20 protein-coding genes, 2 tRNA genes and 1 other annotated feature are annotated in these 23,329 nt (G+C 36.8%); of the genes, 5 read left to right on the top strand and 17 right to left on the bottom strand.

What is annotated here, in order from left to right:
• The first annotated feature begins 163 nt into the window (after nt 1-163).
• Both JZO71_RS11125 and rnjA read left to right on the top strand, forming a co-directional pair.
• Nucleotides 164-376: a DNA-directed RNA polymerase subunit epsilon gene (locus JZO71_RS11125; protein ID WP_067480254.1), complete on the top strand. Its 213-nt coding sequence runs from the start codon at nt 164-166 to the stop codon at nt 374-376.
• Between the two features lies 1 nt (nt 377).
• Nucleotides 378-2,060: a ribonuclease J1 gene (gene rnjA / locus JZO71_RS11120; protein WP_206899607.1), complete on the top strand. Its 1,683-nt coding sequence runs from the start codon at nt 378-380 to the stop codon at nt 2,058-2,060.
• 328 nt (nt 2,061-2,388) lie between these two features.
• Here rnjA and JZO71_RS11115 read toward each other — a convergent pair whose 3' ends face one another.
• The 12 genes from JZO71_RS11115 to JZO71_RS11060 all read right to left on the bottom strand — a co-directional run bounded on the left by JZO71_RS11115 (nt 2,389) and on the right by JZO71_RS11060 (nt 16,802).
• Nucleotides 2,389-2,589 (bottom strand): cold-shock protein, encoded by a 201-nt coding sequence (locus JZO71_RS11115; protein WP_067480248.1) that lies wholly within the window; start codon nt 2,587-2,589, stop codon nt 2,389-2,391.
• Between the two features lie 149 nt (nt 2,590-2,738).
• Entirely contained in the window at nt 2,739-3,431 is a 693-nt protein-coding gene (gene radC / locus JZO71_RS11110) for a RadC family protein (protein WP_206899604.1), read from the bottom strand.
• Nucleotides 3,432-3,485: 54 nt separating this feature from the next.
• A complete protein-coding gene (locus tag JZO71_RS11105) occupies nt 3,486-4,136 on the bottom strand; it encodes an HAD family hydrolase (protein WP_206899601.1) in 651 nt (216 codons plus the stop codon).
• The gene (locus JZO71_RS11100; RefSeq protein WP_206899599.1) at nt 4,126-5,439 is read right to left on the bottom strand and encodes a bifunctional folylpolyglutamate synthase/dihydrofolate synthase; all 1,314 of its coding nucleotides are present in this window, start codon (nt 5,437-5,439) and stop codon (nt 4,126-4,128) included. Before JZO71_RS11100 ends, JZO71_RS11105 begins: the two co-directional genes overlap by 11 nt.
• 227 nt (nt 5,440-5,666) lie before the next feature.
• Nucleotides 5,667-8,312: a valine--tRNA ligase gene (locus JZO71_RS11095; RefSeq protein ID WP_206899597.1), complete on the bottom strand. Its 2,646-nt coding sequence runs from the start codon at nt 8,310-8,312 to the stop codon at nt 5,667-5,669.
• A gap of 46 nt (nt 8,313-8,358) precedes the next feature.
• Nucleotides 8,359-8,598: a binding site (T-box leader), on the bottom strand.
• 55 nt (nt 8,599-8,653) lie between these two features.
• Nucleotides 8,654-9,307: a redox-sensing transcriptional repressor Rex gene (locus JZO71_RS11090; RefSeq protein ID WP_206899588.1), complete on the bottom strand. Its 654-nt coding sequence runs from the start codon at nt 9,305-9,307 to the stop codon at nt 8,654-8,656.
• Nucleotides 9,308-9,719: 412 nt separating this feature from the next.
• Nucleotides 9,720-10,931, bottom strand: coding sequence for a tRNA uracil 4-sulfurtransferase ThiI (gene thiI / locus JZO71_RS11085; protein WP_206899585.1), 1,212 nt, complete (start codon nt 10,929-10,931; stop codon nt 9,720-9,722).
• 16 nt (nt 10,932-10,947) lie between these two features.
• Nucleotides 10,948-12,090, bottom strand: coding sequence for a cysteine desulfurase family protein (locus JZO71_RS11080; RefSeq protein WP_206899583.1), 1,143 nt, complete (start codon nt 12,088-12,090; stop codon nt 10,948-10,950).
• Between the two features lie 488 nt (nt 12,091-12,578).
• Nucleotides 12,579-14,303: a septation ring formation regulator EzrA gene (locus JZO71_RS11075; protein ID WP_206899581.1), complete on the bottom strand. Its 1,725-nt coding sequence runs from the start codon at nt 14,301-14,303 to the stop codon at nt 12,579-12,581.
• Nucleotides 14,304-14,520: 217 nt separating this feature from the next.
• Entirely contained in the window at nt 14,521-15,072 is a 552-nt protein-coding gene (locus JZO71_RS11070) for a pyrophosphohydrolase domain-containing protein (protein ID WP_206899579.1), read from the bottom strand.
• 33 nt (nt 15,073-15,105) lie between these two features.
• Nucleotides 15,106-15,951, bottom strand: a complete 846-nt coding sequence (locus tag JZO71_RS11065) for a Cof-type HAD-IIB family hydrolase (protein ID WP_206899577.1) — start codon at nt 15,949-15,951, stop codon at nt 15,106-15,108.
• 17 nt (nt 15,952-15,968) lie between these two features.
• The gene (locus tag JZO71_RS11060) at nt 15,969-16,802 is read right to left on the bottom strand and encodes a DUF72 domain-containing protein (protein ID WP_206899575.1); all 834 of its coding nucleotides are present in this window, start codon (nt 16,800-16,802) and stop codon (nt 15,969-15,971) included.
• Between the two features lie 248 nt (nt 16,803-17,050).
• Between JZO71_RS11060 and JZO71_RS11055 the strand changes: the two genes are divergently transcribed.
• Nucleotides 17,051-18,019 (top strand): asparaginase, encoded by a 969-nt coding sequence (locus JZO71_RS11055; RefSeq protein WP_206899573.1) that lies wholly within the window; start codon nt 17,051-17,053, stop codon nt 18,017-18,019.
• Between the two features lie 63 nt (nt 18,020-18,082).
• On the opposite strand, the gene JZO71_RS11050 is transcribed toward JZO71_RS11055, so the two are convergent.
• The 4 genes from JZO71_RS11050 to JZO71_RS11035 form a co-directional block, all read right to left on the bottom strand.
• Nucleotides 18,083-18,820, bottom strand: a complete 738-nt coding sequence (locus tag JZO71_RS11050) for an acyl-ACP thioesterase domain-containing protein (RefSeq protein ID WP_206899571.1) — start codon at nt 18,818-18,820, stop codon at nt 18,083-18,085.
• Between the two features lie 15 nt (nt 18,821-18,835).
• On the bottom strand, nt 18,836-19,669 hold the full coding sequence (locus JZO71_RS11045; protein ID WP_206899569.1) for a fructosamine kinase family protein: 834 nt from the start codon (nt 19,667-19,669) through the stop codon (nt 18,836-18,838).
• Between the two features lie 229 nt (nt 19,670-19,898).
• Complete coding sequence (locus JZO71_RS11040; RefSeq protein ID WP_206899567.1) at nt 19,899-21,227, bottom strand: C1 family peptidase; 1,329 nt, start codon at nt 21,225-21,227, stop codon at nt 19,899-19,901.
• Between the two features lie 150 nt (nt 21,228-21,377).
• A tRNA-Asn gene (locus JZO71_RS11035) sits at nt 21,378-21,451 on the bottom strand.
• Between the two features lie 258 nt (nt 21,452-21,709).
• On the opposite strand from JZO71_RS11035, the gene JZO71_RS11030 reads away from it, so the two are divergent.
• Together JZO71_RS11030 and JZO71_RS11025 are read left to right on the top strand one after the other, a co-directional pair.
• Nucleotides 21,710-21,782, top strand: a tRNA-Thr gene (locus JZO71_RS11030).
• A 330-nt stretch (nt 21,783-22,112) separates the two neighbouring features.
• A complete protein-coding gene (locus tag JZO71_RS11025; protein ID WP_206899566.1) occupies nt 22,113-22,745 on the top strand; it encodes a cadmium resistance transporter in 633 nt (210 codons plus the stop codon).
• A 60-nt stretch (nt 22,746-22,805) separates the two neighbouring features.
• On the opposite strand, the gene JZO71_RS11020 is transcribed toward JZO71_RS11025, so the two are convergent.
• Nucleotides 22,806-23,168, bottom strand: coding sequence for an iron-sulfur cluster biosynthesis family protein (locus JZO71_RS11020; RefSeq protein ID WP_206899564.1), 363 nt, complete (start codon nt 23,166-23,168; stop codon nt 22,806-22,808).
• Between the last annotated feature and the right edge of the window lie 161 nt (nt 23,169-23,329).

The following is a 23,329-nucleotide window of genomic DNA, read 5'->3' as shown; positions in this document are numbered from 1 at the left end:
AAATTCCGAACAGAACAAGCAAAGCGAGGCTTGTCTCTTTGATTCAAATAATTAATTTGAGTCAAAGCATATCAAAATTCAGGTGGCTTGCCCACTCGTTTTGTGTTGTCTAAAAAATCAACTAGCTAAATTCCTGCGTATGCAGATAAAGGAGACAAAATAAATGATTTACAAAGTTTACTATCAAGAATCAAAAATCCGTAACCCAAAACGGGAAGAAACACAAGTTCTTTACATCGATGCGAAAGATGATGTCGAAGCACGTCAACGCGTCGAAGAAAATACCCCATACAATATTGAGTTCGTTCAACTTCTAGAAGGAAATCACCTAGAATACGAAAAAGAGAACGTTCAATTTACTTTAGTGGAGTTTTAAGATGAAACTTTCCATCAAAAATAATGAGACAGGCGTCTTTGCAATTGGTGGATTAGGTGAAATCGGGAAAAACACGTATGGGGTACAATTTCAAGATGAAATCATCATCATTGATGCTGGAATTAAATTCCCAGAAGATGATTTACTTGGAATTGACTATGTGATTCCTGACTACAGCTACATCGTTCAAAACATACACAAAGTGAAAGCTCTTGTGATCACTCATGGACATGAAGATCATATCGGTGGTATTCCTTATCTTTTGAAGCAAGTAAATATTCCTATTTATGCTGGACCGCTTGCATTAGCCTTGATCACAAATAAATTGGATGAACATGGCTTGCTTCGTGATGCTGAACTTCACGAAATCAATGAAGATACCGTGATCCGTTTTAGAAAAACATCCGTTAGCTTTTTCCGCACAACGCACAGTATTCCAGATGCTTTAGGTGTTGTCGTTAAAACACCATCAGGAAACATCGTTGCAACAGGTGACTTCAAATTTGATTTTACCCCCGTTGGCGAACCAGCTAACTTACACAAGATGGCACGTATTGGTGAAGAAGGCGTTCTATGTTTACTATCTGATAGCACAAATGCTGAAATCCCGACTTTTACGAAGTCAGAAAAAACGATTGGCTTATCGATTTTAAAAATCTTTGAGAAAATCGAAGGACGCATTATATTTGCCAGCTTTGCTTCAAATATCTTCCGTTTGCAACAAGCAGCAGATGCAGCAGTTGCAACTGGACGAAAAATTGCGGTCTTTGGTCGTAGCATGGAAAATGCGATCGTTAATGGACAACGTCTAGGCTACATCAACGTTCCTGATGGTACATTTGTCGATGCGCATGAGATCAATCGTTTGCCTGCAAATGAAACAATGATTTTATGTACTGGTTCTCAAGGTGAACCAATGGCAGCTCTTAGCCGTATCGCAAATGGAACTCACCGTCAGATTCAAATCCAACCAGATGATACAGTCATTTTCTCAAGCTCACCAATTCCAGGAAATACAACAAGTGTTAATCACTTGATTAATTTATTATCTGAAGCTGGTGCTGAAGTTATTCACGGAAAAATCAACAACATCCACACTTCTGGTCATGGTGGCCAAGAAGAACAAAAATTGATGTTACGTTTAATCAAGCCAAAATATTTCATTCCCGTTCATGGTGAATTTCGAATGTTAAAAATCCATGCTTCCTTAGCACAAGATGTGGGTGTTCCTGCTGAAAACTGCTTTATTATGGAAAATGGTGATGTCTTAGCATTGACTGCGGACTCTGCTCGACCAGCTGGACACTTTATTTCTGGCGATGTCTATATTGACGGTAGCGGAATCGGTGATATCGGCAATGTTGTCTTGCGTGATCGCCACACCTTATCTCAAGAAGGACTTGTGTTAGCTGTTGCTACAGTTGACATCAAGAAAAAAGAAATTTTGGCTGGTCCAGATATCTTATCACGTGGCTTCGTTTATATGCGTGAATCTGGTGAGATGATCAATGAGGCACAACGAATTTTATTCCACGCCTTAAGAGAATGCTTGAACGCACCTGATTGCTCAGAACATAAACTAAAAGAAGCAATGACTAGTGCTTTACAACCTTTCTTGTTCGATCGTACAGAAAGACATCCAATGATTTTACCAATGATTATGACCCCCGATATGGATGAATAATCTTTGGACTGCTTCCACAAAATAAATGCGAACAAAAAACACCCCTGTTACTTCGTTTGATAATGAGCTAGCAGGGGTGTTTTTTGTTCTCAAAATGACTCAACCATCATGGAAATAAAAAATAATTTTTGACTTTCAAGACTTTCAAATCATTTAGCTATTTCTGAATATATCTTATAATTATTTCTTTGTTTCATTAAGAATATTATCTTAAAGAAAGACTCTCTTGTCTTTTGTAGTGATTCCCTATTAAGTATACTCTTCTTTTAGATAAAAAAAGACAGTAACTACATCAAGTGCAGTTACTGCCTTTTGGATATTGAGTAAATTAAGCTTTCTCAACGTTTGTAGCTTGAGGTCCGCGATCTGAATCTTCTACATCAAAAGTGACAGCTTGACCTTCTTCTAATGTTTTGAATCCGTCGCCTTGGATTGCTGAGAAGTGAACAAATACGTCGCTTCCGTCTTCACGTGAAATGAAGCCAAATCCTTTTTCAGCATTAAACCATTTAACTGTTCCATGTTCCATTATATAATAGCCTCCTCGTGCATAAGAGCACTTATTTGTTTGTAACATTGCTCGTGTACGATAGAGGTGAACAAATGTCTAACTTCTATTCCCAAACAAAATTACACTATAATTGTACACTTGCTCTGTTTTTTTTGCAAGAATGTCACTTACTCCTCTTCCAGTAATCCCTCTTCTCTTAAACTCAAATATTGTTTCGTACCAATAATCAAATGATCTAATACTTCAATCCCCATCAACTCCCCACACTCTCTCATTCGTTTAGTAAAATGTAAATCTTGCTTAGATGGAATAACATTGCCAGATGGATGATTATGTGCCAAGATAATTTTTGCTGCAGAAACTCTCACGGCAAAATGAAAAATTTCTCGTGGATGAGCAATTGACTGATTCAAAGAACCAATAAACAACGTTTTCTTCAAAATAATTTGATTCTGGGTATCTAAGTAAATACAGACTAAATGTTCTTGTTGAAAATCACGCATCTCCATAATCAATTGTTGCGCAAGTTCATAACTTGAGCGTACGAGTGTACTTGCTGGACGGGCTTCTGCTTGGATTCGTTGCCCCAACTCGATCAATGCACAAATTTCTAATGCTTTGACTCGACCGATTCCCCGAATCTCCCGCAACTCAACTAAAGAAGCTTGACGTAAAGCAGTTAAATCAACAAACTTCTTCAAAACCTCACCTGCAATATCCATTACATTATAAGGATGTTGTCCTGTGCGCAACAAAATCGCTAATAATTCTTGATCCGATAACGCCTCTACACCGTAAGACTCCATTCGCTCTCTTGGAAGTGATGTCGTCGGTACTTCTTTCATCAAACGTTTTCCCATAAAAAAACCTCCTATTCCGTTCACTATAAGCTACGAAAAAAGAGGTGTTTTTTATCAAATAAATGTTGGAATTTCATGTAACGAAGAGACTACAGCAACTGTTTTATCTGCAAGTTCAGCAGATGGCTGCAGTAAATCGGGTACCATAATCACAGGTATTTCTGCTGCTTCTGCTGCTAAAATCCCATTTTGCGAATCTTCTAAAATCAAGGTATTTTCTTTAGCGGTTCCTAACTTTTGTTGCGCTAATAAAAAGATTTCTGGATCTGGTTTTGCGCGTTTCACATTTTCAGCAGAAACGATCGTATCAAAGCGAGTCAATAAATCATTTTTTTCTAACAAGAGTTCGATCACTTTTCGCTGATTGCTAGAAGCAACGACTTTAGGAATTTCCTGTTTATCCAAGAAATCCAGCAGTTCCATTACACCAGGCTTTAGTTGAACATTTCCTGAGGCAAAACGAGTGAGCGTTTCTTGGAAAGACTCGTCAATAAATCGCTGAACCGTTTCTCGACCATACTCAGCAAAAATCTCATGATAATTTGCCCAAACTTCTTCATCTGAAACACCTAAAAAGCGTAAATAAAACTCTTTATCGTATGGGAATCCCATTTGGTCAGCTACCATCTGAGTTGCCTCATAATAAACCATTTCTGTATCAAACAATAAGCCATCCATATCAAAAATCACTGCATTAACCTTCATCATTTCCTCCTAATTCAACTAATAGTTTACGAACTTCTGAAATAAAGTAAAGAGAACCTGTTACTAGCAATACATCTTCGTCTGTCATTTTTTCTAAAATTTCGGCTAATCCAAATTGCCAAAGTGAAACGATTGATACTTTTTGATTGGCTAAATCTGCTACTTGATCTAACTCGATTGCTTTCGGATACTCAAATGTGGTGAGATAAATATGGGCATTAGGAATTTCCTGTAATTGTTGCAACATGCTATTCACATTTTTCGTAGTTAATGCCGAAAACAAAATATTGATCCGATAGCCAGAAAACTCTTTTTTCATATTTTGAACTAATCGTTTCACTGCATGCGTATTATGCGCGCCATCTAAAATAACTAGTGGTTCTTTGCTTAATCGCTCCATTCTCCCAGGCCAGTGTGCTTGCTTCAATCCATTTTTGACTTCTTTTTCACGAAACGGTAACTTTTCCGTTTGGCAAAAAAGAGCGTACACTTCAATGGCAACACCTGCGTTTTCTACTTGATGCTGGCCCAACATACTTGTACTTAAACCAACCATTTTCCCAGCTTCATTATAAAAGTCAAAAATCTCCCCCCAATTTTTAGCTGGATGTTGATAAGCCACTTGATAGTCTTCACCAAATAAATAATGTTTTGCATTTTTATTTTTGGCTATCTTATTAATCACTTCTAGTGCATTTGGTTCGATTTTTCCAGTTACAACAGGTACACCCTGCTTAATGATTCCTGCTTTTTGTGCTGCAATTTCTTCTAGTGTTTTGCCAAGAATCTCGGTGTGATCCAGTCCAATCGTTGTGATTGCTGTCAGTATTGGTTCGACAACATTGGTTGAATCCAACAAGCCGCCCAAGCCGACTTCAATAATTGCAACATCAACTTGTTTTTCTAAAAAATAATCAAATGCCATTGCCGTCAAAGTCTCAAACTCCGTAATACCAGCAACTACTTCAAATTTATCAAGATGTTCAACCAATGGCTGATATTTTTCCACTAATTGGATCAATTCTTCATCAGGAATTTCTTTCCCATTGATCGAAATTCGTTCATTAAATGTTTCAATATAAGGCGAGGTAAAGGTTCCTACTGTTAATCCTGCTTCTTCTAACAAACAACGCAAGTACGTTACAGTTGAACCCTTGCCATTGGTCCCAGCAATATGAATTGTTTTGATTTTTTTTTCTGGGTGATCAACGACTTCCAATAATGCATTTACGCGATCTAAACCTGGACGTGAGCCAAAAGGTAATCGACTATGGATCCAAGCAATTGCTTCTTCAATTGTCATCAACAATGCCCCCATTTCTCTTTCATTATAGCAAAAAGAAAGAATGATAGAAGAGTTCCACTTAAAGAAAACTGAAAAATCATTCAAAATCGCCTTCTTCCTTCTACTATAGGAGCTTCTGATAAAAGGTTAAAATATTTCTTGGTTATCCTCCAAAAAAAGAAGACCAAAAATTTCTGGTCTTCTCTCTTCTTGAATCTTCTTTTTTTAAACAATTTTTTCACCGTTTAGCCAATCGTACGCAAACTTTCAATACGATCCTTTACAGCAGCTTGTTTTTCTAAATAATCTTTTTCTTTTGCACGTTCTGCCTCAACAACATCATCCGGTGCATTGGATACAAAACGCTCATTGCCAAGTTTTCCTTGAACTCGTTTTACTTCACCTGTCCATTTAGCTAGTTCTTTTTCAAGACGCTTGATTTCTTCTTCAATATTGATTAATCCAGCCAATGGTAAGAAAATTTCAGCCCCTGTTAAGACGGCCGACATTGCTAAATCTGGTGCAGTAATCTCACTGGAAATAACTAATTCTTCCGGATTACAGAAACGCTCAATATAATTGGTATTTTCAACCAAGAATTGATCAATTTTTGGATCAGTCGTCTTAATCAATAAAGTGATTGGTTTTGATAACGGTGTATTCACTTCTGAACGAATATTACGTACTGCACGAATCAACTCTTTTAGGACTTCCATTCCTTTTGAAGCTGTTTCATCATCAAATTCTGGACGAACAACAGGATATTCCGCCACAACCAATGAAGTACCTTCGTGTGGGATATGTTGCCAAATTTCTTCCGTTACAAACGGCATGATCGGATGCAACAGACGTAAAATTTGATCTAAGGTGTGGACTAAGATACTACGTGTCGTTTGTTTTGAATCCACATCATCCCCGTAAAGAACTTCTTTACTCATTTCGATATACCAATCACAAAAATCATCCCAAATGAAGTTATACAATTGACGACCTGCTTCACCAAATTCAAAGTGGTCAAATAAATCTGTTACTTTAGCAACTGTTTCATTTAAACGTGTCAAGATCCAACGATCAGCAACTGATTTTTCACCAGTTAGATCAATATCGGTAACAGTCATGCCTTCCACATTCATGATAACAAAACGTGAAGCATTCCAAATTTTATTGATAAAGTTCCAAGCAGCATCCATTTTTTCATAACTGAAACGCATATCTTGTCCTGGTGCAGAACCATTTGATAAGAACCAACGAAGTGCATCAGCACCATATTTTTCAATCACTTCCATTGGATCAATTCCGTTACCCAGCGATTTACTCATCTTGCGACCATCTTCTGCCCGAATCAATCCATGAATCAAGACGTTATCAAATGGTCGTTCCCCAGTGAATTCGAGACTTTGGAAAATCATTCGACTAACCCAGAAGAAAATAATATCGTAGCCAGTCACCAATGTACTTGTTGGGAAATAACGTTTATAGTCTTCGCTGTCTGTATCCGGCCAGCCCATTGTTGAAAACGGCCATAATGCAGAGCTAAACCATGTATCTAAAACATCTGGATCCTGTACCCAGTTTTCGCTATCTGCAGGGGCTTCCATTCCAACATACATTTCACCAGTTTCTTTATGATACCAAGCAGGAATTTGATGTCCCCACCATAATTGACGAGAGATAACCCAGTCGTGCACATTGTCCATCCAACGCAAGAAGGTTTGGTCAAAACGTGGTGGGAAAAATTCCACCGCGTTATCTGTTTCTTGATTTTCTATTGCTTTTTGAGCAAGTGGTTGCATTTTAACAAACCACTGTGTGGATAAGCGAGGTTCAACAACCACCCCTGTACGTTCAGAATGACCGACACTATGCGTCATGGTATCAATTTTGATTAAACGACCGATTTCTTTTAGGTCATTGACAACGGCTTTTCTTGCTTCAAAACGATCCATACCAGCATATTTTCCAGCTAATTCATTCATTGTTCCGTCTTCATTCATTACATTGACGCGAGGCAAGTCATGACGATTACCAACCTCGAAGTCATTTGGGTCATGTGCTGGTGTAATTTTAACAACACCTGTTCCAAATTCCATATCAACATACGTATCCGCAACTACCGGAATTTCTTTGTTGACTAATGGTAAGATAACCGTTTTGCCAATCAAATCTTGATAACGTTCGTCATCTGGGTGAACAGCCACTGCAGTGTCCCCAAGCATTGTTTCTGGACGCGTTGTTGCAATCTCAACGACACCAGAACCATCTGCTAGTTCATAGCTCATATGGTAAAATGCACCTTCGATGTCCTTGTGGATTACTTCAATATCAGATAACGCTGTTCGCGCTTGTGGATCCCAGTTGATGATATACTCACCACGGTAAATCAGATCTTTTTCATATAAAGTCACGAACACTTTACGGACAGCTTCTGACAAGCCATCATCTAAAGTAAAACGTTCACGGCTATAGTCTAAAGACAAGCCCATTGTTGCCCATTGTTCACGAATATGGCTAGCATATTCTTCTTTCCAATCCCAAACTTGATCGATAAATTTCTCACGACCTAAATCATAACGAGAGATTCCTTGTTCACGAAGTTTTTCTTCTACTTTTGCTTGAGTCGCAATACCTGCGTGGTCCATTCCTGGTAACCATAATGTATCGAAACCTTGCATTCTCTTTTGGCGAATCAGCATATCTTGTAATGTTGTATCCCAAGCATGACCTAAATGTAATTTACCAGTTACATTTGGTGGTGGAATAACAATTGAGTAAGGTTTCGCTTTCTTATCGCCACTTGGTTTGAATAAATCTTGGTCTAACCAGTTTTGATAGCGGCCAGCTTCAACTTCTTGCGGATTATATTTTGTTGATAAATTTTTTTCTTCCGTCATCCTGTTTCCTCCTTTAAAATAAAAAAAGTCCTAAAATACTTTCGTATTTTAGGACGTATAATTTACGCGGTACCACCTAATTTGTACTAGCAAGTTTTGCTACTACCTCTCAAGTGAGTTAACGATCACGACCCGTTTATCTCTACTCCCTCACTGACTAGCACAATGAGATTCAAGACAAAGACTTCCAAGCTACCTTCACCAGCTATTATTAAGAACGTTTCAGCTATTCGCTCTCTCTCTAAAAAATAAATCACTAGTTACTCCTCTTGATCAACGTCATGATTCATTCTACATTCCTTTTTTTTATGTGTCAACTACACTTTATTCTTAGTCAACGTTTAAGAGAAAACAGTCGAATAATTTTCGTCAAAATAAATCAGCGTTTGTAGCTCTGTTGTTAAGTCAATGTACTGAACATTGACATGCTCCGGCACAATCACTCGGTCAGGTGCAAAATTTAAGATAGCTGTAACTTCACTTTTGACAATTTCATCAACAGCTGACTGTGAGTACTTGCTAGGTACTGTAGAGATCGCAACGCTGACTTGCATTTCTTTTGAAATTTCGGCAAAACGTTCAATTGGATAGATCGTCAAGCCATCTATTTCTCTGCCAATCAGTTCAGGATCATTATCAAACACACAAACAATATTTAAATTATCATTTCGGCGAAAATTGTTATGTCGTAAAGCTTTACCTAAATTTCCATAACCCACTAACGCGATTCTTTTTTCTTCGCGGGTATTTAAAATACTATTAAAAACTTCGATCAGGAAAGGAACATCATACCCATAACCACTTCTTCCCAACTCACCAAGATGTGAAAAATCTCTTCGAATCGTTGCAGGCGGTACTTGCGTAATCTCACTAAATTCTTTTGATTTGATGCGAACGATTCCTGAATCATCCAACATCTTTAAGTAACGTAAGTATAACGGTAAACGTTTTGCTGTTGCTTTTGGTAACGTTTCAGATTTTTTCAACTCTCGCATGTTCAAAGCTCCTTGTTCATATTTTCACATATTTAGTGTATCATGTTTGAAACGTTGGAACAAGCATTCATGTCAATGAAAAAAGCAAAGAACAATAAAAATTATCCTTTGCTTTTCTAGCTAATTCAATTAATTATTGCGTACTTTGGCATTTCTTAAGTGATATTTGCTCGTGTCGTTTACTTCCAAAGCGACTCCTCCATATAGCTTGTATTCACTTTAAAAGATGAAAAGCTATTTTTGTCAGTTGCTCCTTATTCTTTCGGAGCTGAACCGTTTTGCGCCACAACCTTTTTCTCGGTGTTCAAGAAGTAACTCCTTCAAAATAAGCCCAAATTGCACAAAAATTTGAGAAGCAATTTCTGGCAATTTTTTCTTATTTATCAGAGCTGAACACTTCTTTCACAACCTTTTACAACAAATCAGCAAATTCCTCTTCTTGTTCCTGAACAGCATCCACACCAATTGCCTCGATTTTCAAACCTGCCAACGCACGCTCGATCATTTCATCAATCGCTAAGCGTTCTTCATACTGATGAACTTTATCCAAGTTGGGACGCGTTTTTGGCTGTGGTGGTGCAAATATAGTACAGCAATCTTCAAATGGCTGAATGGATAACTCAAATGTATCGATTTTTTCAGCAACTTCGATAATTTCTAGTTTGTCCATTGTTGCCACAGGACGAATAATCGGTGTATTTGTTACTTCATTGATTGCCACCATACTTTGCAATGTTTGAGATGCCACTTGGCCTAATGATTCGCCATTTAAAATAACCAATCCATGACGAATACGACGAATTTCATCTGTTAATCGTAACATCATCCGACGGGTAATCGTCATCCAGTATCCTTGTGGGACTGATTTTTTAATTTCTTCTTGAATTTCTGTAAATGGTACTTCAATAAACTGAATCGTTCCCACATATGGTGCTAACTTGGCAGTTAAATCCTTGGCTTTTTGTAATGCTTGCTCACTTGTATAAGGCGGACTAGCGAAATGAACGGCTTCAATTTCGACACCACGTTTCATGGCATAATAGCCTGCAACAGGTGAATCAATCCCACCAGATAACATCAACATCCCTTTTCCACTCGTTCCAACAGGTAACCCACCCGCACCTTTGATTGTCTCATAAGAAAGGTAGGCACCATCGCGACGAATTTCCACACGTAATGGAATGTCTGGTTTTTTCATTTGAACGTTGATTTCTGGAAAAATATCAAATACAGCATTTCCCAATGTTTGGTTCAATTCATTACTGGTTAATTCAAAATCATGGTCACTACGTTTGGCAATAATTTTAAATGTTTGTTCCCCCGTATAAATTTCTTTCATGATTGCTTGAACACTATCTTTTAAGACTTGAACATCTTTTTCTACACGAATACTTGGTGAAAAATTTTGAATACCGAAAATTTTTGCCAGTTTGGGTATAACCAACTGACCATCTGCACCATTTAATAACAAATGCATACGATCACGATCTGCATGAATTTTGATTTCTGGGAACTCTTTTAACGCTTGACGTACATTTTGTGCCAATTGCATAATAAACGTTTTGCGATTTTTTCCTTTTGTCGATAGCTCGCCGTAGCGAACCATAATTTCACTATATTTCACAGGAACACTCCTTCATTTAATTAATAGCTGAGAACTTTTGATAAAGTTGTTTAAAAATAATCATAAACTGTTCTACTTCAGCCATTGAATTACTTTCATCTAAACTAATCCGGACAGCAGATGTCGCCAAATCATGAGGCACATGCATCGCATGTAACGTACTGCTAGCCATGTGTTTGCGAGAAGAGCAAGCACTCGTTGTTGAAATAAAGATTTGTTTTTCTTCTAACGCATGTACAAGCACTTCACCGCGAATGCCTTTTAATGAAAAACATAAAATATGTGGTGCATAATTTTCTCCTTCAGAAAAAATCGTCACCTTGTCGTATGTTTTCAGCGCGCCGATCAATGCCGTTTTAAGATTTTGTGTATGCTCAGGTTTTCGTGCTTTTGTATCTAAAGAAAGGCGTAATGCTTTTGCCATTGCGACGATTGCAGGAACATTCTCCGTTCCACTTCGTTGATTGTTTTCTTGCCCTCCGCCAGTTAGTAAAGGTGCTAAACGACGACCTTTTTTCCAGTAGATGAAACCAATTCCACGAGGTCCATGAAATTTATGCGCAGAGAATGTTGCAAAATCAACACGTTCAGTCAGCCATTGGTCAGTTGGAACCTTCCCAATTGCTTGCACGGCATCAACATGAAAATGGATTTTTGGATAGTCTGTTAAAAATTCACTGATTTCTTGAATTGGTTGAATAGAACCAACTTCATTATTAACACCCATGATTGAAATCAAAATGGTTTCTTTACGAACTAATTTCTTCAGCTCTTCTACAATCACGAAACCATTTTTATCCACAGGTGCAATACTGACTTCCAGTCCTAGTTCTTTTAGTTGCTCGGCAGTTTCGCTCACTGCAGGATGTTCGATTCCAGAAATAATCAAATGATTACCGTATTCACGTTTCTCAATCATTGTACCTTTCAAGACCCAATTATCGCCTTCTGTCCCACCTGAGGTAAAATAAATTTCTTCTGCAGTTGCGCCAATAAGCTCAGCAATCTGCTTTCTTGCCTGTTGTAATAAACGATTGGCTTGGTTACCCAAGTCATGTAAACTTGATGGATTCCCAATAATCCGCTGACTTGTCTTCACATAGGCATCTAAACTTTGCGGAAAAATTGGGGTTGTCGCGCTATTGTCAAAATATATCATAAGAAACCCCTCTTTTTTGAAATTCTTTTCTATTATAACGGTTGTCCTATATGCTTTCAACAATTCTTTTTCATAAGAGGATGTGGCTCCAAGCGGTTAGCTTCAAGCAATAAGAATACTTTTCTAAAAATAGTTTTCCATATTTTTATGAAAAGAGGCCTCATTGCCGAAGAAGCTGCTTGGAGAACACCGTGAAAAAGGTTGTGAAAGAAGTGTCCAACTCCAATAAATAAGAACAAATTGCCAGAAATTGTTTCTCAAATTTTTGTGAAATTTGGATTTATTTGGAAGGAGTTACTTCTTGAGCACCGAGGAAAAAGGTTGTGGTTTCAAGCAGCCAGCTCCGAAAAAATAATGAGAAACTGACAAAACGTAATGGCCTCATCAAAAAATTCCAAAGGTCATGTTCTTTCACAAAGCACATAAAAAAAAGAAAGTAGGATCACTTCCCACTTTCTTTCTTTATTGTTGATTCTGCAAATTAAGCATCAGCTAACTAAGTCAGGATTATTGAAGTAAAAATCTTCAATTCGCTTAAATGCTCCTGGTTCCACACGTTCGAGTGCTGTGCCGATTTCATCCAAAGCTTCTTGATATTGATTTTCTTTATTGAATAAATAAAAACTCTTATCAATCGCTTCTTTGATTTCTGCATGAGTATGACGGTAACGATTTGCATATTGCAACATTTGTTCAGTCAATGCAGCAGCATCTACTAAGTCATGGGTTTTCTTATCTAGCAGTTCCAAATCTTCTTCGCAAAGATCAACTAAACGATTGACTTCTTCCATGTTGATTCTGATTTTATTCAAAACAACACTTAATTCTTCAATTCGGTCAGTTGCTACATAGAAGAACTCTAAATAATCTTTTGGTAAGCCTGGCAAACGTTGTTTTTCAACAAAACGTTTCAAACTACGCAATTTAAATTCAAATACATCGATTTTTTCTTGCGCAATCTTTTCACCTTTTCGTAATTCATGTAATGAGTCATCGATTCCAATTTGCTGACTCTCGATATCTTCCAATACTTTGAAAACATTCTTGTAAAAAGTCCGTACTTCAGAATAAGGAATCTCATGGTTCTCAATTTGTGGTGTCATCTGCGCATTTTGACGCTCGATTTCTTCCACTTCAGATTGGAAACCACGTACTCGACCAATTTCGTTATGATTTAGTGCATAGCTTTGAGAAGTATGATCCAATTCAATCAATAATTGACGATTGTTTTTTGTCGCATGTGTGATATATTCATCAATCGTTGCTTGGTTTTTCATCACATACGCTTTTGCTTCCATTTCTCTTTCTAATACATCATATAACGAATCGATCAAATCAGCTGTTTCACGATTTTCAATTTCAACCGTTTCAACCTCTGTTTTTTCGAGATTCGCAAGTGAACTTTCAATTCGTTTGTTCACACGCGCAATATCGTTCGCAAAATCTTCCTCTGGGAAAACATACTCTTCCTTCAAAAGCTTTGTATAAGTGTCGTTGATCTCTTCGATTTGTTCTGGGAAAGTTGTGTTCAAGTCTTCGAATAAAGGTGGCACTTTTTTCATCCAAGCTTCAACTTCATACGTTCGCTTTTCAGCGTTATCCAAAACTTCACGGGCTTCGACAGGATCACCTGAGGTATTTAACGTTACAAATTTAGTGAATTCATCTTCAATTGTCTTAATTTGTTTACGCAACTCAGCGATTGCCGGACCGTACTCGGTTTCGTCCTCATTGACTTTTTTCTTCAATTCTTCATAGACATCCAAAGCTTGTTGTACAGCTAGAGAGTTCCGTTCTTCCGTTTCGCGTAATTCTTTTAGACCATCACGGATTTCAGTAACTTCTTTTTCCATTTTATCCATAGTAGTTTCAGCAACTAGGACAGCTTTCTTGCCTTTTAAAAATCGGAAACTTTCATTGAGGTTCTCAACTTCAAAAATTTGGCTTTCTAACTCAGCAAATGAAGAGGTAGATATGTCGTTCCATTTTTGACTCCATTCACGAAAAGTATTTTGGCTTTGCCCAACCAGATGCATCTTCTTTACATCATCAACTTCTTCTATCACAGGCAAGTCGAATAATTCTTCCTTGCGTTTTTCCAAAGCATTCAACCGGTCTTGATTTTTTTTCTTTAGCAAATAACCAACCAGAAAAACGACGATGGCTACAATAATAATTGCAGTGACGATTCCGATGATAACATTACTTCCCATTTAAGGTTCCTCCGTTTTCAATGTGCATCTCTTTACGCACGAAATAACATTCTTTCACGCATAAAAACCAATAGTAATCTTTCGTGTAAAAAGACATCTATCTTAGATTATAGCACACTCTTTTCGAGCATTCACTAACTTAGAAAAAAATCTTTCATTTTTGTCTAAGGAAAACATAACGCTATTTTGGTTATTTAATTTCTGTTCTGAATTGAATTTAATCAGAAACTAGTTCCTTTTTTTCGATGTTTTTTTGTTGTGCTTGAGCAATTTGCTTTGTGATTTCTTGTCTGATTCGAGGTTCAGGCGCAAAATCTTTCTCCCAATTTTCAGGTTTCAGTACTTTGTTGGTCACTGGATGGTAATGTGGTTTATTATCTGGAAAAAGTTTCCCCATATTTGCTTGATGCACAATGTCAAAGATGTTCGTTGGATCCACACCCAAAAGTGAAAATGATCCATAAGTAAAGTACAAGATATCTGTTAGTGCATCGACTTGTTCAATTAGTGGTTGCTGACCCCAGTGTTCTTTTTTCAACATTTTTTGTTCTGCTTGGTCGATTGCTTCATGGAGCTGTTGGACAGCCAGATGGAGTTGCTCTTTTTGCCCGTTGGTTGTTGCAGCAATCAGTTCAACTAATTCTTCTACTTTGAATCCTGCACGATAAATCGCTTCTTGTTCTGTAAATGGTGTGGGTTGCTTTGGTTTTCTTGGATCAAATACTGCATGAAATTCTTCTACTTGTTCAAAAGGCGTTTTTTCTGACATATTTGTTCTCTCCTTACACGAATCCTAAACTGGTTATTTTGACGTTCCGATTCCAAAGTATTGAAGTGCTGTGAAGATGCCAGCTTGATCGTTTGTTTGCGTGATATAATCTGCGACTGCTTTTACACTTGGTTGCCCATTTCCCATTGCGACACCAATACCAACGCCTTTTAACATCTCTACATCGTTAAAATGATCACCAAAAGCCATGATTTCTGACATTTCAATGCCTTTTGCTTTGGCAAAGGCTCGAATTCCTAACAATTTGGAACCGCCCTTAGGAATCATATCAACTGTATAAGTATTGGAACGTTGAAACGTACACTCAGGGAAAGCTTTACTTAATTTTTGTTGCTCCGACTCTGCACTCAATAAAATACATTGATAAACTGGTTCCTTCAGGATTGGTAAAGCTTCATAACGTTCTTTTTGCCGATGAGGACTAAAAAGTTGCAATAATTTTTTTAATAAACGGACTGGAAATTTTTTTGGTAATAAAGCAACTAGCCGTTTGATATTCATTGATTGGGCAAGAAGCATCGTAGACGATCCTTCTAATCGATTTCTTCCGCCAAATAAAATTTGTCGATGGTTTTCATCTGAAAAAGTAACGATTTTTTGCAAAACAGCTGGCGTAAACGGTCGACTGACAATTGTTTCTTTTGCTGTAAAAACAAGTTGCCCATTGTAGACCACATACATATCAAGAGCCAATCCATCCAACATTTCCTCTAATCGTACTGGGCTTCGTCCCGTAGCTACCCCACATAAAATTCCTTGCTTTTGAGCCTCTTGGATTGCCTTTTTTGTTGACGCAAGCACTTTTGAATGACTATTGACAAGTGTCCCATCGATATCAAAAAAGATTGCTTTAATCATTTGTCTTAGACTCCTTCTTAGAATAAGTCAATTTGGGTTGGGTTTAGTCCCTCTGGTTTAAGTCCCAAAATATGTTGTAATGTCAACGCATTTTCAGCCGCATCTCCGCCAGAATTATTATTGAAAATAATCCCAATGTCCTGCGTCTCGTCCTTTAAACTGATGATTTCTTTTGCTAACTCTTCTAGCTCTTCATTAGAATAACGATAAAGTGTTCTCTTCTTTCGCCAATCTGCGTCGTTTGCTTGCCATCCTTGCACATTACGACCGTGAAAACGAAATAAAGTAAATGTCTCATTCGTGACAAATAGATCTCTAGGAACCGTTGCATTCAATAGTTGTGGCTCATCGATGATTGCTAATGAAAATTGCGCACGTCGCATAAATTTATGTGTTCGTTCTAAATAGTTTTCGCTATACCAAGAATAGTCACGTAATTCGATTGCAACAGGCAAATCCTTGAACCAAACATGCAACTTGCGTAAATACGCCACACTTTCTTTGGTACATTTAAATGAAGCAGGAAATTGGATCAAAAAACAAAATAATTTACCAGCATCAATCATCGGCTTCATTACATCTAAAAACTTATCAATCATTTCTTCTTCAGATTGATAATAGTCTTGCCAGTTTCCTTGACCACTAATACCTTGGTAAGCTTTTACCACGAAACGAAAGGAATCAGGCACTTCTTGGATCCATTTTTCAACAGATGTTTTCCTTGGTATTCCATAATAAGCGGTGTCTAATTCAACAAGTGGTAAGAACGCTGCATACTCAAATAATGTATTATTTTTTTTACCGGTTAATTTATCATGTTCTTTAAACGAGGTCAGACCTATACGGATCATCTACTTTCCTCCTAATTTGTTTTAACAAAAAAGTTTCCTAAAAATGAAAAACTCAACTGCATTTTCCCGCTAAGATAGCAGAAAATAAGTTGAGTTATCTAACACTTCCGTAAGCACAGCCTTTTATTTGTCTTTTTATCAACAGAATCAACCAAATCTCACTTGTTTTCATAGATAGCAAAACTCTTTTATATAGTATACAATAAGCATGAAACTCTATGCAAAATTATTGGTAAGGAAGTCGTCGAATGAAAAAAATTCTTGTACTACACACTGGCGGAACAATCGCCATGAAAGAAAATGTTTTAACCGGTGGCGTCAGTCCCGATGTTGCCAATCCATTAATGGATGCGGAAATCGAAATCCCTGAAAATGTGGAGTTATTAGTTGAAGATATCTTTAATCTTCCCTCTCCACACATCATGCCAAATCATATGTTGATTTTGAAAAATCGGATTCAAGAAGCAATCAAAGCTGGAGTAACAGGTGTCGTCATTACTCACGGAACAGATACATTAGAAGAAACAGCTTTCTTTTTAGATACAACGATTGGTGAGCAACTTCCGATTGTCTTAACAGGTGCGATGCGCTCTAGTAATGAACTTGGTAGTGACGGCTTATATAATTTTGAAAGTGCGATACGAGTAGCTAGTTGTGCTGAAGCAAAAGATAAAGGCGTCCTGATTGTGATGAATGATGAGATTCATTCCGCACGCTATGTCACTAAAACACATACCACGAACGTAGCCACTTTCCGAACACCAACCTTAGGCCCAATTGGTTTAGTTACTAAGAATCGAATTCTTTTTATGCAAGAACTCTTGCCTACTCATCACTTAGATATTGGCACAGTTGATGGTGTGATTCCTATTGTAAAAGCCTATGCAGGAATGCACGGAGAATTGATTGAAGCATTGGCTCACACCAAAGTCGATGGGTTAGTCATTGAAGCCCTTGGTGCAGGAAATCTTCCACCACAAACACTTGCTGCATTAAAAAAACTACTCATTCAAAAAATTCCAGTAGTTCTTGTTTCAAGATGTTTTAATGGGATTGCTGAACCAGTCTATGATTACGCCGGTGGTGGTAAGGAGCTGGAAGATATGGGTGTGATTTTTTGTGATAGCATCAATAGTCAAAAAGCACGATTAAAACTATTAATTGCACTCAACTATGGTCTTGCTGGGAAAGAATTAGTTACATTTATTCATAATTAAAGAAATTAAACTAAAAAGAGGCTGGAATAACTGTACATTTCGTACATTCCAACCTCTTTTTCATTATTTATTTTCCCACATGATATTCGCTTCGCAGTAAACTTGATCCTGCATTCGAATTTCATGTCTCGTTTTAACCCCATTTTCCACAGAAACTTGTTCAAAATGACTTTCGATTTCGTGACCATACTCAACCTCTTTATCAAAGCGAATCACGACACTTTTTGGTACATGTGTTGTTAAGAAATCACGTCCCAAAACATCAATCATCCAGTTAAAATACATTGCATTATTCACATGTTGATTGCTATCAATGTCATAAAATCGAACGCGATAAGGTAACATGAAACCTGCCTCAATTTTTTCGATCTTAGGTTGTCTTTTGATTTTTTTGATTTTTTCACTTTCAAAAGGTGCGATGATTTCTTCATTAACACTACTCATTTTTCGGTTCACAAAGTCCATCAAAACAAACACAGAATCAATCTTTACTAATTCATTTCCTGCTTCATCATGAATCCAGAAATTTCGATAACAAAAATATTTATTGTACTCCATTGCTTGAGTTGTCACATTGATGATTTCACCTACTCGTGGAAGTCGTGTAATTTCCATCGAATAATTAGTGATTACCCATGTTAACCCAAAGTTTTTGATAAAGTCACTGCTTCTTCCCAGTGAATCACTTTGATCCTCTGATGTTTTAATAACGACCCCTAGCATAGCTGGAAAAGTCATCGTTTGATTAATATCACATTCGTAATATGCTACTTCATGTTTTCTGGAATATTTCTTTGCCAAAAAATTATCCTCCTCTTACTTCCTAACTAATAATTGATCAACTTGCGCGCCATAACTTTCGCCAAACATATTCAAGTGAGCAAGTAAATAATATAACTGATAGACCGGTAAACGTTCCTTCCAGCCTTTATCCAGTGGATTTAGTTCTTGATAGCCTACTAAAAATTCAGGGCGGAACCCTCCAAATAGTTGACTCATTGCTATATCCTGCTCGCGATTACCATATGAAACAGCTGGGTCAATCAACACCGGATGTCCTTGTTGGTCAAAGAAAACATTACCACTCCATAGGTCGCCATGCAAGAGGCTTGGGATAATCTTTTGCTTCCCGACATCCCGCAAAAAAGCTTCTTTGAATCGGAAAAACTTTTCTTGTCGCCAATGATTCCAATGATTGTTCGCTTCTGCAATCGTGAGTTGTTTTTCTAAGCGATTCTTAAAGAAAAAAGTCCACCAATTTTCTTCGAAAGTATTCGTTTGTTCCAAAATACCTAAATAATTATCTTCATAAAAACCAAATTGCGGTGCCGTTGCTTGATGAACTGTTGCCAAGGCACGTCCTAAGTCTTTCTGATTCCCACTTCCAGGCTCGATCCATTCCATTAATAGGTAAGCTCCATCGATTGTTTCCCCTAATAAATAGGTTTCAGGAACTCGGACATAAGGCGCCAATTCCTTCAGTCCATTCACTTCTACCTCAAAAAAACGACGTTTGACTTTTGGATGAATCTTTAGAAAATAAGTTCTCGTTTGTTCTTCAATTCGATATGCCTGATTGACATCACCACCAACAATTGGTACAACTTTACCAGTTAAATTTAATTCTTTTAGCACGGATTGAATTTCCATCTTATTTACCCCCTAAATAACTCAGCCCTTTCACTCCTCAGTTGCCAACAGCATTCGTTTAATTTTTCTGTTATTAAAAATTATAGCATAGCTGATTAAAAAAACGTTGTTCCTCGATTGAAACCAAAACAAAAAAATCCCGTTCAGAGCAAACCAAGTAAATGATTTGTCTAAACGGGATTTTTTCGAATCCTCGATAACTGAGTATTCAAGTCTCGTATTTATTTGATTAAGCTAAAGCGCCCATTGGATCCCAAGGTGCTAAAACAATTGGTTCTGCATTGAATGCTTCGAGTTGTTCTTTCGTCAATAAATCTTTTCGAACAACGATTTGATAAGTATACTCATCCATCCATTCATCACTCATTACAAAGAAACCTTTTGTTCCAACTTTTTCTCCCCAACTATTTTCAACTTTCCACTTAGTTGATTTATCGTCCACTAGATCAACGCCAGTTAAGACCATTGCATGGGTCATCAAGCTTTCACCAAAATCTAAGCGTTCAGCTTTAGTCATTGTAAAATCGACATCGAATAAATCATTCATGTCATACGCATCTAACGCCATGATCCCACTATCTCTAGTTGAAGATTGACCTACATCACAACCAAACCAAACAGATTCCCCTTGTTCTAATTGTGCAATCGCTAATTTTTTAAATGTTGGCATATCCACATTTAAATATTTAACTTCTTTTCCACCAACGACATTGCCTAACATTTCAACCGTATATGAACGTTCAAAAGGCTTGTCTTCAGTTGGTGCATTAATGATGCTGACATAGTCATCCAAATTCACACCCACATACTTATCATAAAATGTCTTTGGTGTTAGTTTTTGGTCAATATGGTAATTTTTTTCTTCATCACGGTATTCAAAATCAAAAGATTCTGGTGGTGTACCTAGTGAAATCGCCAAAAATTGATAGACTTCTTTAAGCATTGCTTCTTTCTTAGCTTGTATTTCTGCTTCAGGTGATCCTTTAGCAACTAATTCCCGCAAAGTAACTGCATCTTTACGTAAGATTTTATTCAAATAATTATTTAAGTCGCGAGAATTTGAACTATTTGCGCTTTCTGGCATAACAGACTTAGGTACTACTCCATATTTTTGGAATAAAGAAACAATCATATCCCATTGCCCGCCATCTTGTTGTGGTGTTGCTAACAAGAAAGCCACTTTACGACTTGTTAAGTCCTCTTTACCAGTTGCAATAACATTTTCATAGAAATAATTTGCTTTTTCATATTTATCCCAGAAAAAAGTATAATTCTGTGATAATTCAAAATCTTTTAATTGAAATTGCGTAAGCATTTTATGACGGAACGTATTCAATGCTGCAAACATCCAGCAGCGTCCAGATTGTTTTTGATTGGCAACATTCCCTGTTGCTAAATCAATTGAAAATACGGGTGTATTCGCAACGTGAGCAGAAATATTCTCTGCTGATGCAGAAATTCCATTTTTCACAACCGTACGTTGTAACGCCTGTTGTTTATTATTTTCTAAAAACTGTTCCTCAAACTTTTTTGTCATCTCAGGTGTAATAGCTGACATCCAATCATCCTTTCCAAATCCATGATACAATCACCATTCTACTCTTCTGCTCCACTAATTACAATCTGCCAAACAGACTTTCCTAGTAAGTAGCTATTTAAATGAAAACAAAAAAACACAACTTCAAAAAGTTGTGTTTTTTTATTCTTACTCCGGCAGTAGGACTCGAACCTACGACATCATGATTAACAGTCATGCGCTACTACCAACTGAGCTATGCCGGAATCAAGTACAAGAATATAATAGCAATTTATTTCACCGCGTGCAAGACTTTTTTTGTTTTTTTTTATATTTTTAGCTAAAAAAATTATCGTTCTTTTCATTATTTTTTAAACAAACGAATCTCTCTTATCCTTCATAAAACACTATTGAAAATCAATCTCTCACTGACTTATTTTAATTTATTACATCCACTTTTCGCCATAAATAGGATTGACAAATTTCATTATTTTCGCTATTCTATTAGTTGTGAAAATATTCATGCCGCTTTAGCTCAGCTGGTAGAGCACCACCATGGTAAGGTGGGGGTCGACGGTTCAAGCCCGTCAAGTGGCTTTGTAAAATAGCGCGATATGTTGTTTTAACAACGTATCTGTGCTATTTTTTTATTTTGTCCCACGAAAAGTCCACAAAATCAAATTTACTTTTAAACTATCCTCTTCCACTCCACGCAAATCACAGTCTAAACAACAACTAAAAACTCGTAACCATTTTTAATTTTGCTTCAATGCTTACAATTTATAACTATCTTCACTCAAAACTTTTCGTAGTAAATGAACTATCATCTGATCTCGTAGTTGTGCCTCTCTTACTAGCACACCAACTAAATAAAACGTTATAATTAAGTATAAGATTATTTATCCTTAAATGTGAGGAGGTATTCCAGTGATTACGACAATTACTACCAGTTTGATTTCTTTTATCAGCACCAACATTGATGATATTTTTATATTAACCATTTTATTTTCTCAAGTTGGGAAGAATTTATCGAAAAAAGATATTGTTTTTGGACAATATTTGGGAGTAGGGCTTTTAGTTCTAATCAGTATCTTAGCCTCCCACAGTTTGAATCGTATACAAACAGAGTATTTAGGTTTGTTGGGCTTCATCCCAATTTTTTTAGGAATTAAGTCTTGGTTTGACTTTGTTAAAAATAAAAAAAGAACTTCTTTTATTGAGAAAGAAACCTCAGCTGACGAGACAGATCTCCCAGATGAAAAACTATTAACAAGTGGCTTACGACCACATTTTTTAAATGTTACTCTTTTGACCATTGGCAATGGCTCAAATAATATCGGAATTTATATTCCATTATTTAGTAGGTATTCTTTCATTGATTTAATCATAACTATTCTTATATTTATGATTATGATTGCTATCTGGTGTTATCTAAGTTTTAAATTAGCCAATCTTTCATTTATAAAAGAAGAACTCAAGCGGCATCAAGTATTTTTAATCCCGGTCATCTTTATTGGATTAGGAATCTACATTCTTATCGACAGTGGTTTGTTGAACTAAAAAACTCTCTTATGTATAAAAGTTTATGCATAAGAGAGTTTTTCTTATTTAATTAAAGAGTCACACAATTTTATTAGGACGAAGATCTACTAATTGAACATGGCTATCTAGCATACCACTGGGGCTCGACAATTGGAATACACCTAGTCTTGTATCAAGAGACAAAGTCATTGCCTCGTCCATATACATTTTGGAGTAGTCTTTCACATAAAGCTCGCCAACATCACTATCCAAAACTAATTGATAGTCTTCTTTTTTTTGTGCTTTATCTAAAATCAATAGACGAAAACTAGTGTCTAATGAGCAAACTCCCATTTTAGAATATGCACCTACACCATCATCGAGATCAAGAATCACGACTGCTTCTTCATCTAAATATTTTTGTAATCGTTCTTGTGCTTCAGTAGAAATTTTTAAATACATTATTTAAAACCTCCTTTATTCTTCCAAAAAAATGCTAACACATATTAATAAATATAGCGAGTCACTTGCTTCATCAACTAATACAATAAAAAAGAAGGAAGAAATCATTACGATTTCTTCCTTCTTTTTTATTACTCCGGCAGTAGGACTCGAACCTACGA

Source organism: Candidatus Enterococcus courvalinii (genome assembly GCF_017315945.1).
Classification (GTDB): domain Bacteria; phylum Bacillota; class Bacilli; order Lactobacillales; family Enterococcaceae; genus Enterococcus_B; species Enterococcus_B courvalinii.
Note: the sequence above shows the minus strand (reverse complement) of the source record. Positions and strands in the feature narration are given on the sequence as shown.

Excerpts from the sequence above, each read along its gene's own strand:
- radC (WP_206899604.1), bottom strand. The coding sequence starts at position 3,431 with ATGGGAAAACGTTTGATGAAAGAAGTACCGACGACATCACTTCCAAGA.
- JZO71_RS11095 (WP_206899597.1), bottom strand. The coding sequence starts at position 8,312 with ATGACGGAAGAAAAAAATTTATCAACAAAATATAATCCGCAAGAAGTT.
- JZO71_RS11065 (WP_206899577.1), bottom strand. The coding sequence starts at position 15,951 with ATGATTAAAGCAATCTTTTTTGATATCGATGGGACACTTGTCAATAGT.
- JZO71_RS11060 (WP_206899575.1), bottom strand. The coding sequence starts at position 16,802 with ATGATCCGTATAGGTCTGACCTCGTTTAAAGAACATGATAAATTAACC.
- JZO71_RS11070 (WP_206899579.1), bottom strand. The coding sequence starts at position 15,072 with ATGTCAGAAAAAACGCCTTTTGAACAAGTAGAAGAATTTCATGCAGTA.
- rnjA (WP_206899607.1), top strand. The coding sequence starts at position 378 with ATGAAACTTTCCATCAAAAATAATGAGACAGGCGTCTTTGCAATTGGT.
- JZO71_RS11090 (WP_206899588.1), bottom strand. The coding sequence starts at position 9,307 with ATGCGAGAGTTGAAAAAATCTGAAACGTTACCAAAAGCAACAGCAAAA.
- JZO71_RS11100 (WP_206899599.1), bottom strand. The coding sequence starts at position 5,439 with ATGACAATTGAAGAAGCAATTGCTTGGATCCATAGTCGATTACCTTTT.
- JZO71_RS11040 (WP_206899567.1), bottom strand. The coding sequence starts at position 21,227 with ATGTCAGCTATTACACCTGAGATGACAAAAAAGTTTGAGGAACAGTTT.
- JZO71_RS11055 (WP_206899573.1), top strand. The coding sequence starts at position 17,051 with ATGAAAAAAATTCTTGTACTACACACTGGCGGAACAATCGCCATGAAA.
- JZO71_RS11115 (WP_067480248.1), bottom strand. The coding sequence starts at position 2,589 with ATGGAACATGGAACAGTTAAATGGTTTAATGCTGAAAAAGGATTTGGC.
- JZO71_RS11080 (WP_206899583.1), bottom strand. The coding sequence starts at position 12,090 with ATGATATATTTTGACAATAGCGCGACAACCCCAATTTTTCCGCAAAGT.
- JZO71_RS11020 (WP_206899564.1), bottom strand. The coding sequence starts at position 23,168 with ATGTATTTAAAAATTTCTACTGAAGCACAAGAACGATTACAAAAATAT.
- JZO71_RS11075 (WP_206899581.1), bottom strand. The coding sequence starts at position 14,303 with ATGGGAAGTAATGTTATCATCGGAATCGTCACTGCAATTATTATTGTA.
- JZO71_RS11125 (WP_067480254.1), top strand. The coding sequence starts at position 164 with ATGATTTACAAAGTTTACTATCAAGAATCAAAAATCCGTAACCCAAAA.
- JZO71_RS11105 (WP_206899601.1), bottom strand. The coding sequence starts at position 4,136 with ATGAAGGTTAATGCAGTGATTTTTGATATGGATGGCTTATTGTTTGAT.
- JZO71_RS11045 (WP_206899569.1), bottom strand. The coding sequence starts at position 19,669 with ATGGAAATTCAATCCGTGCTAAAAGAATTAAATTTAACTGGTAAAGTT.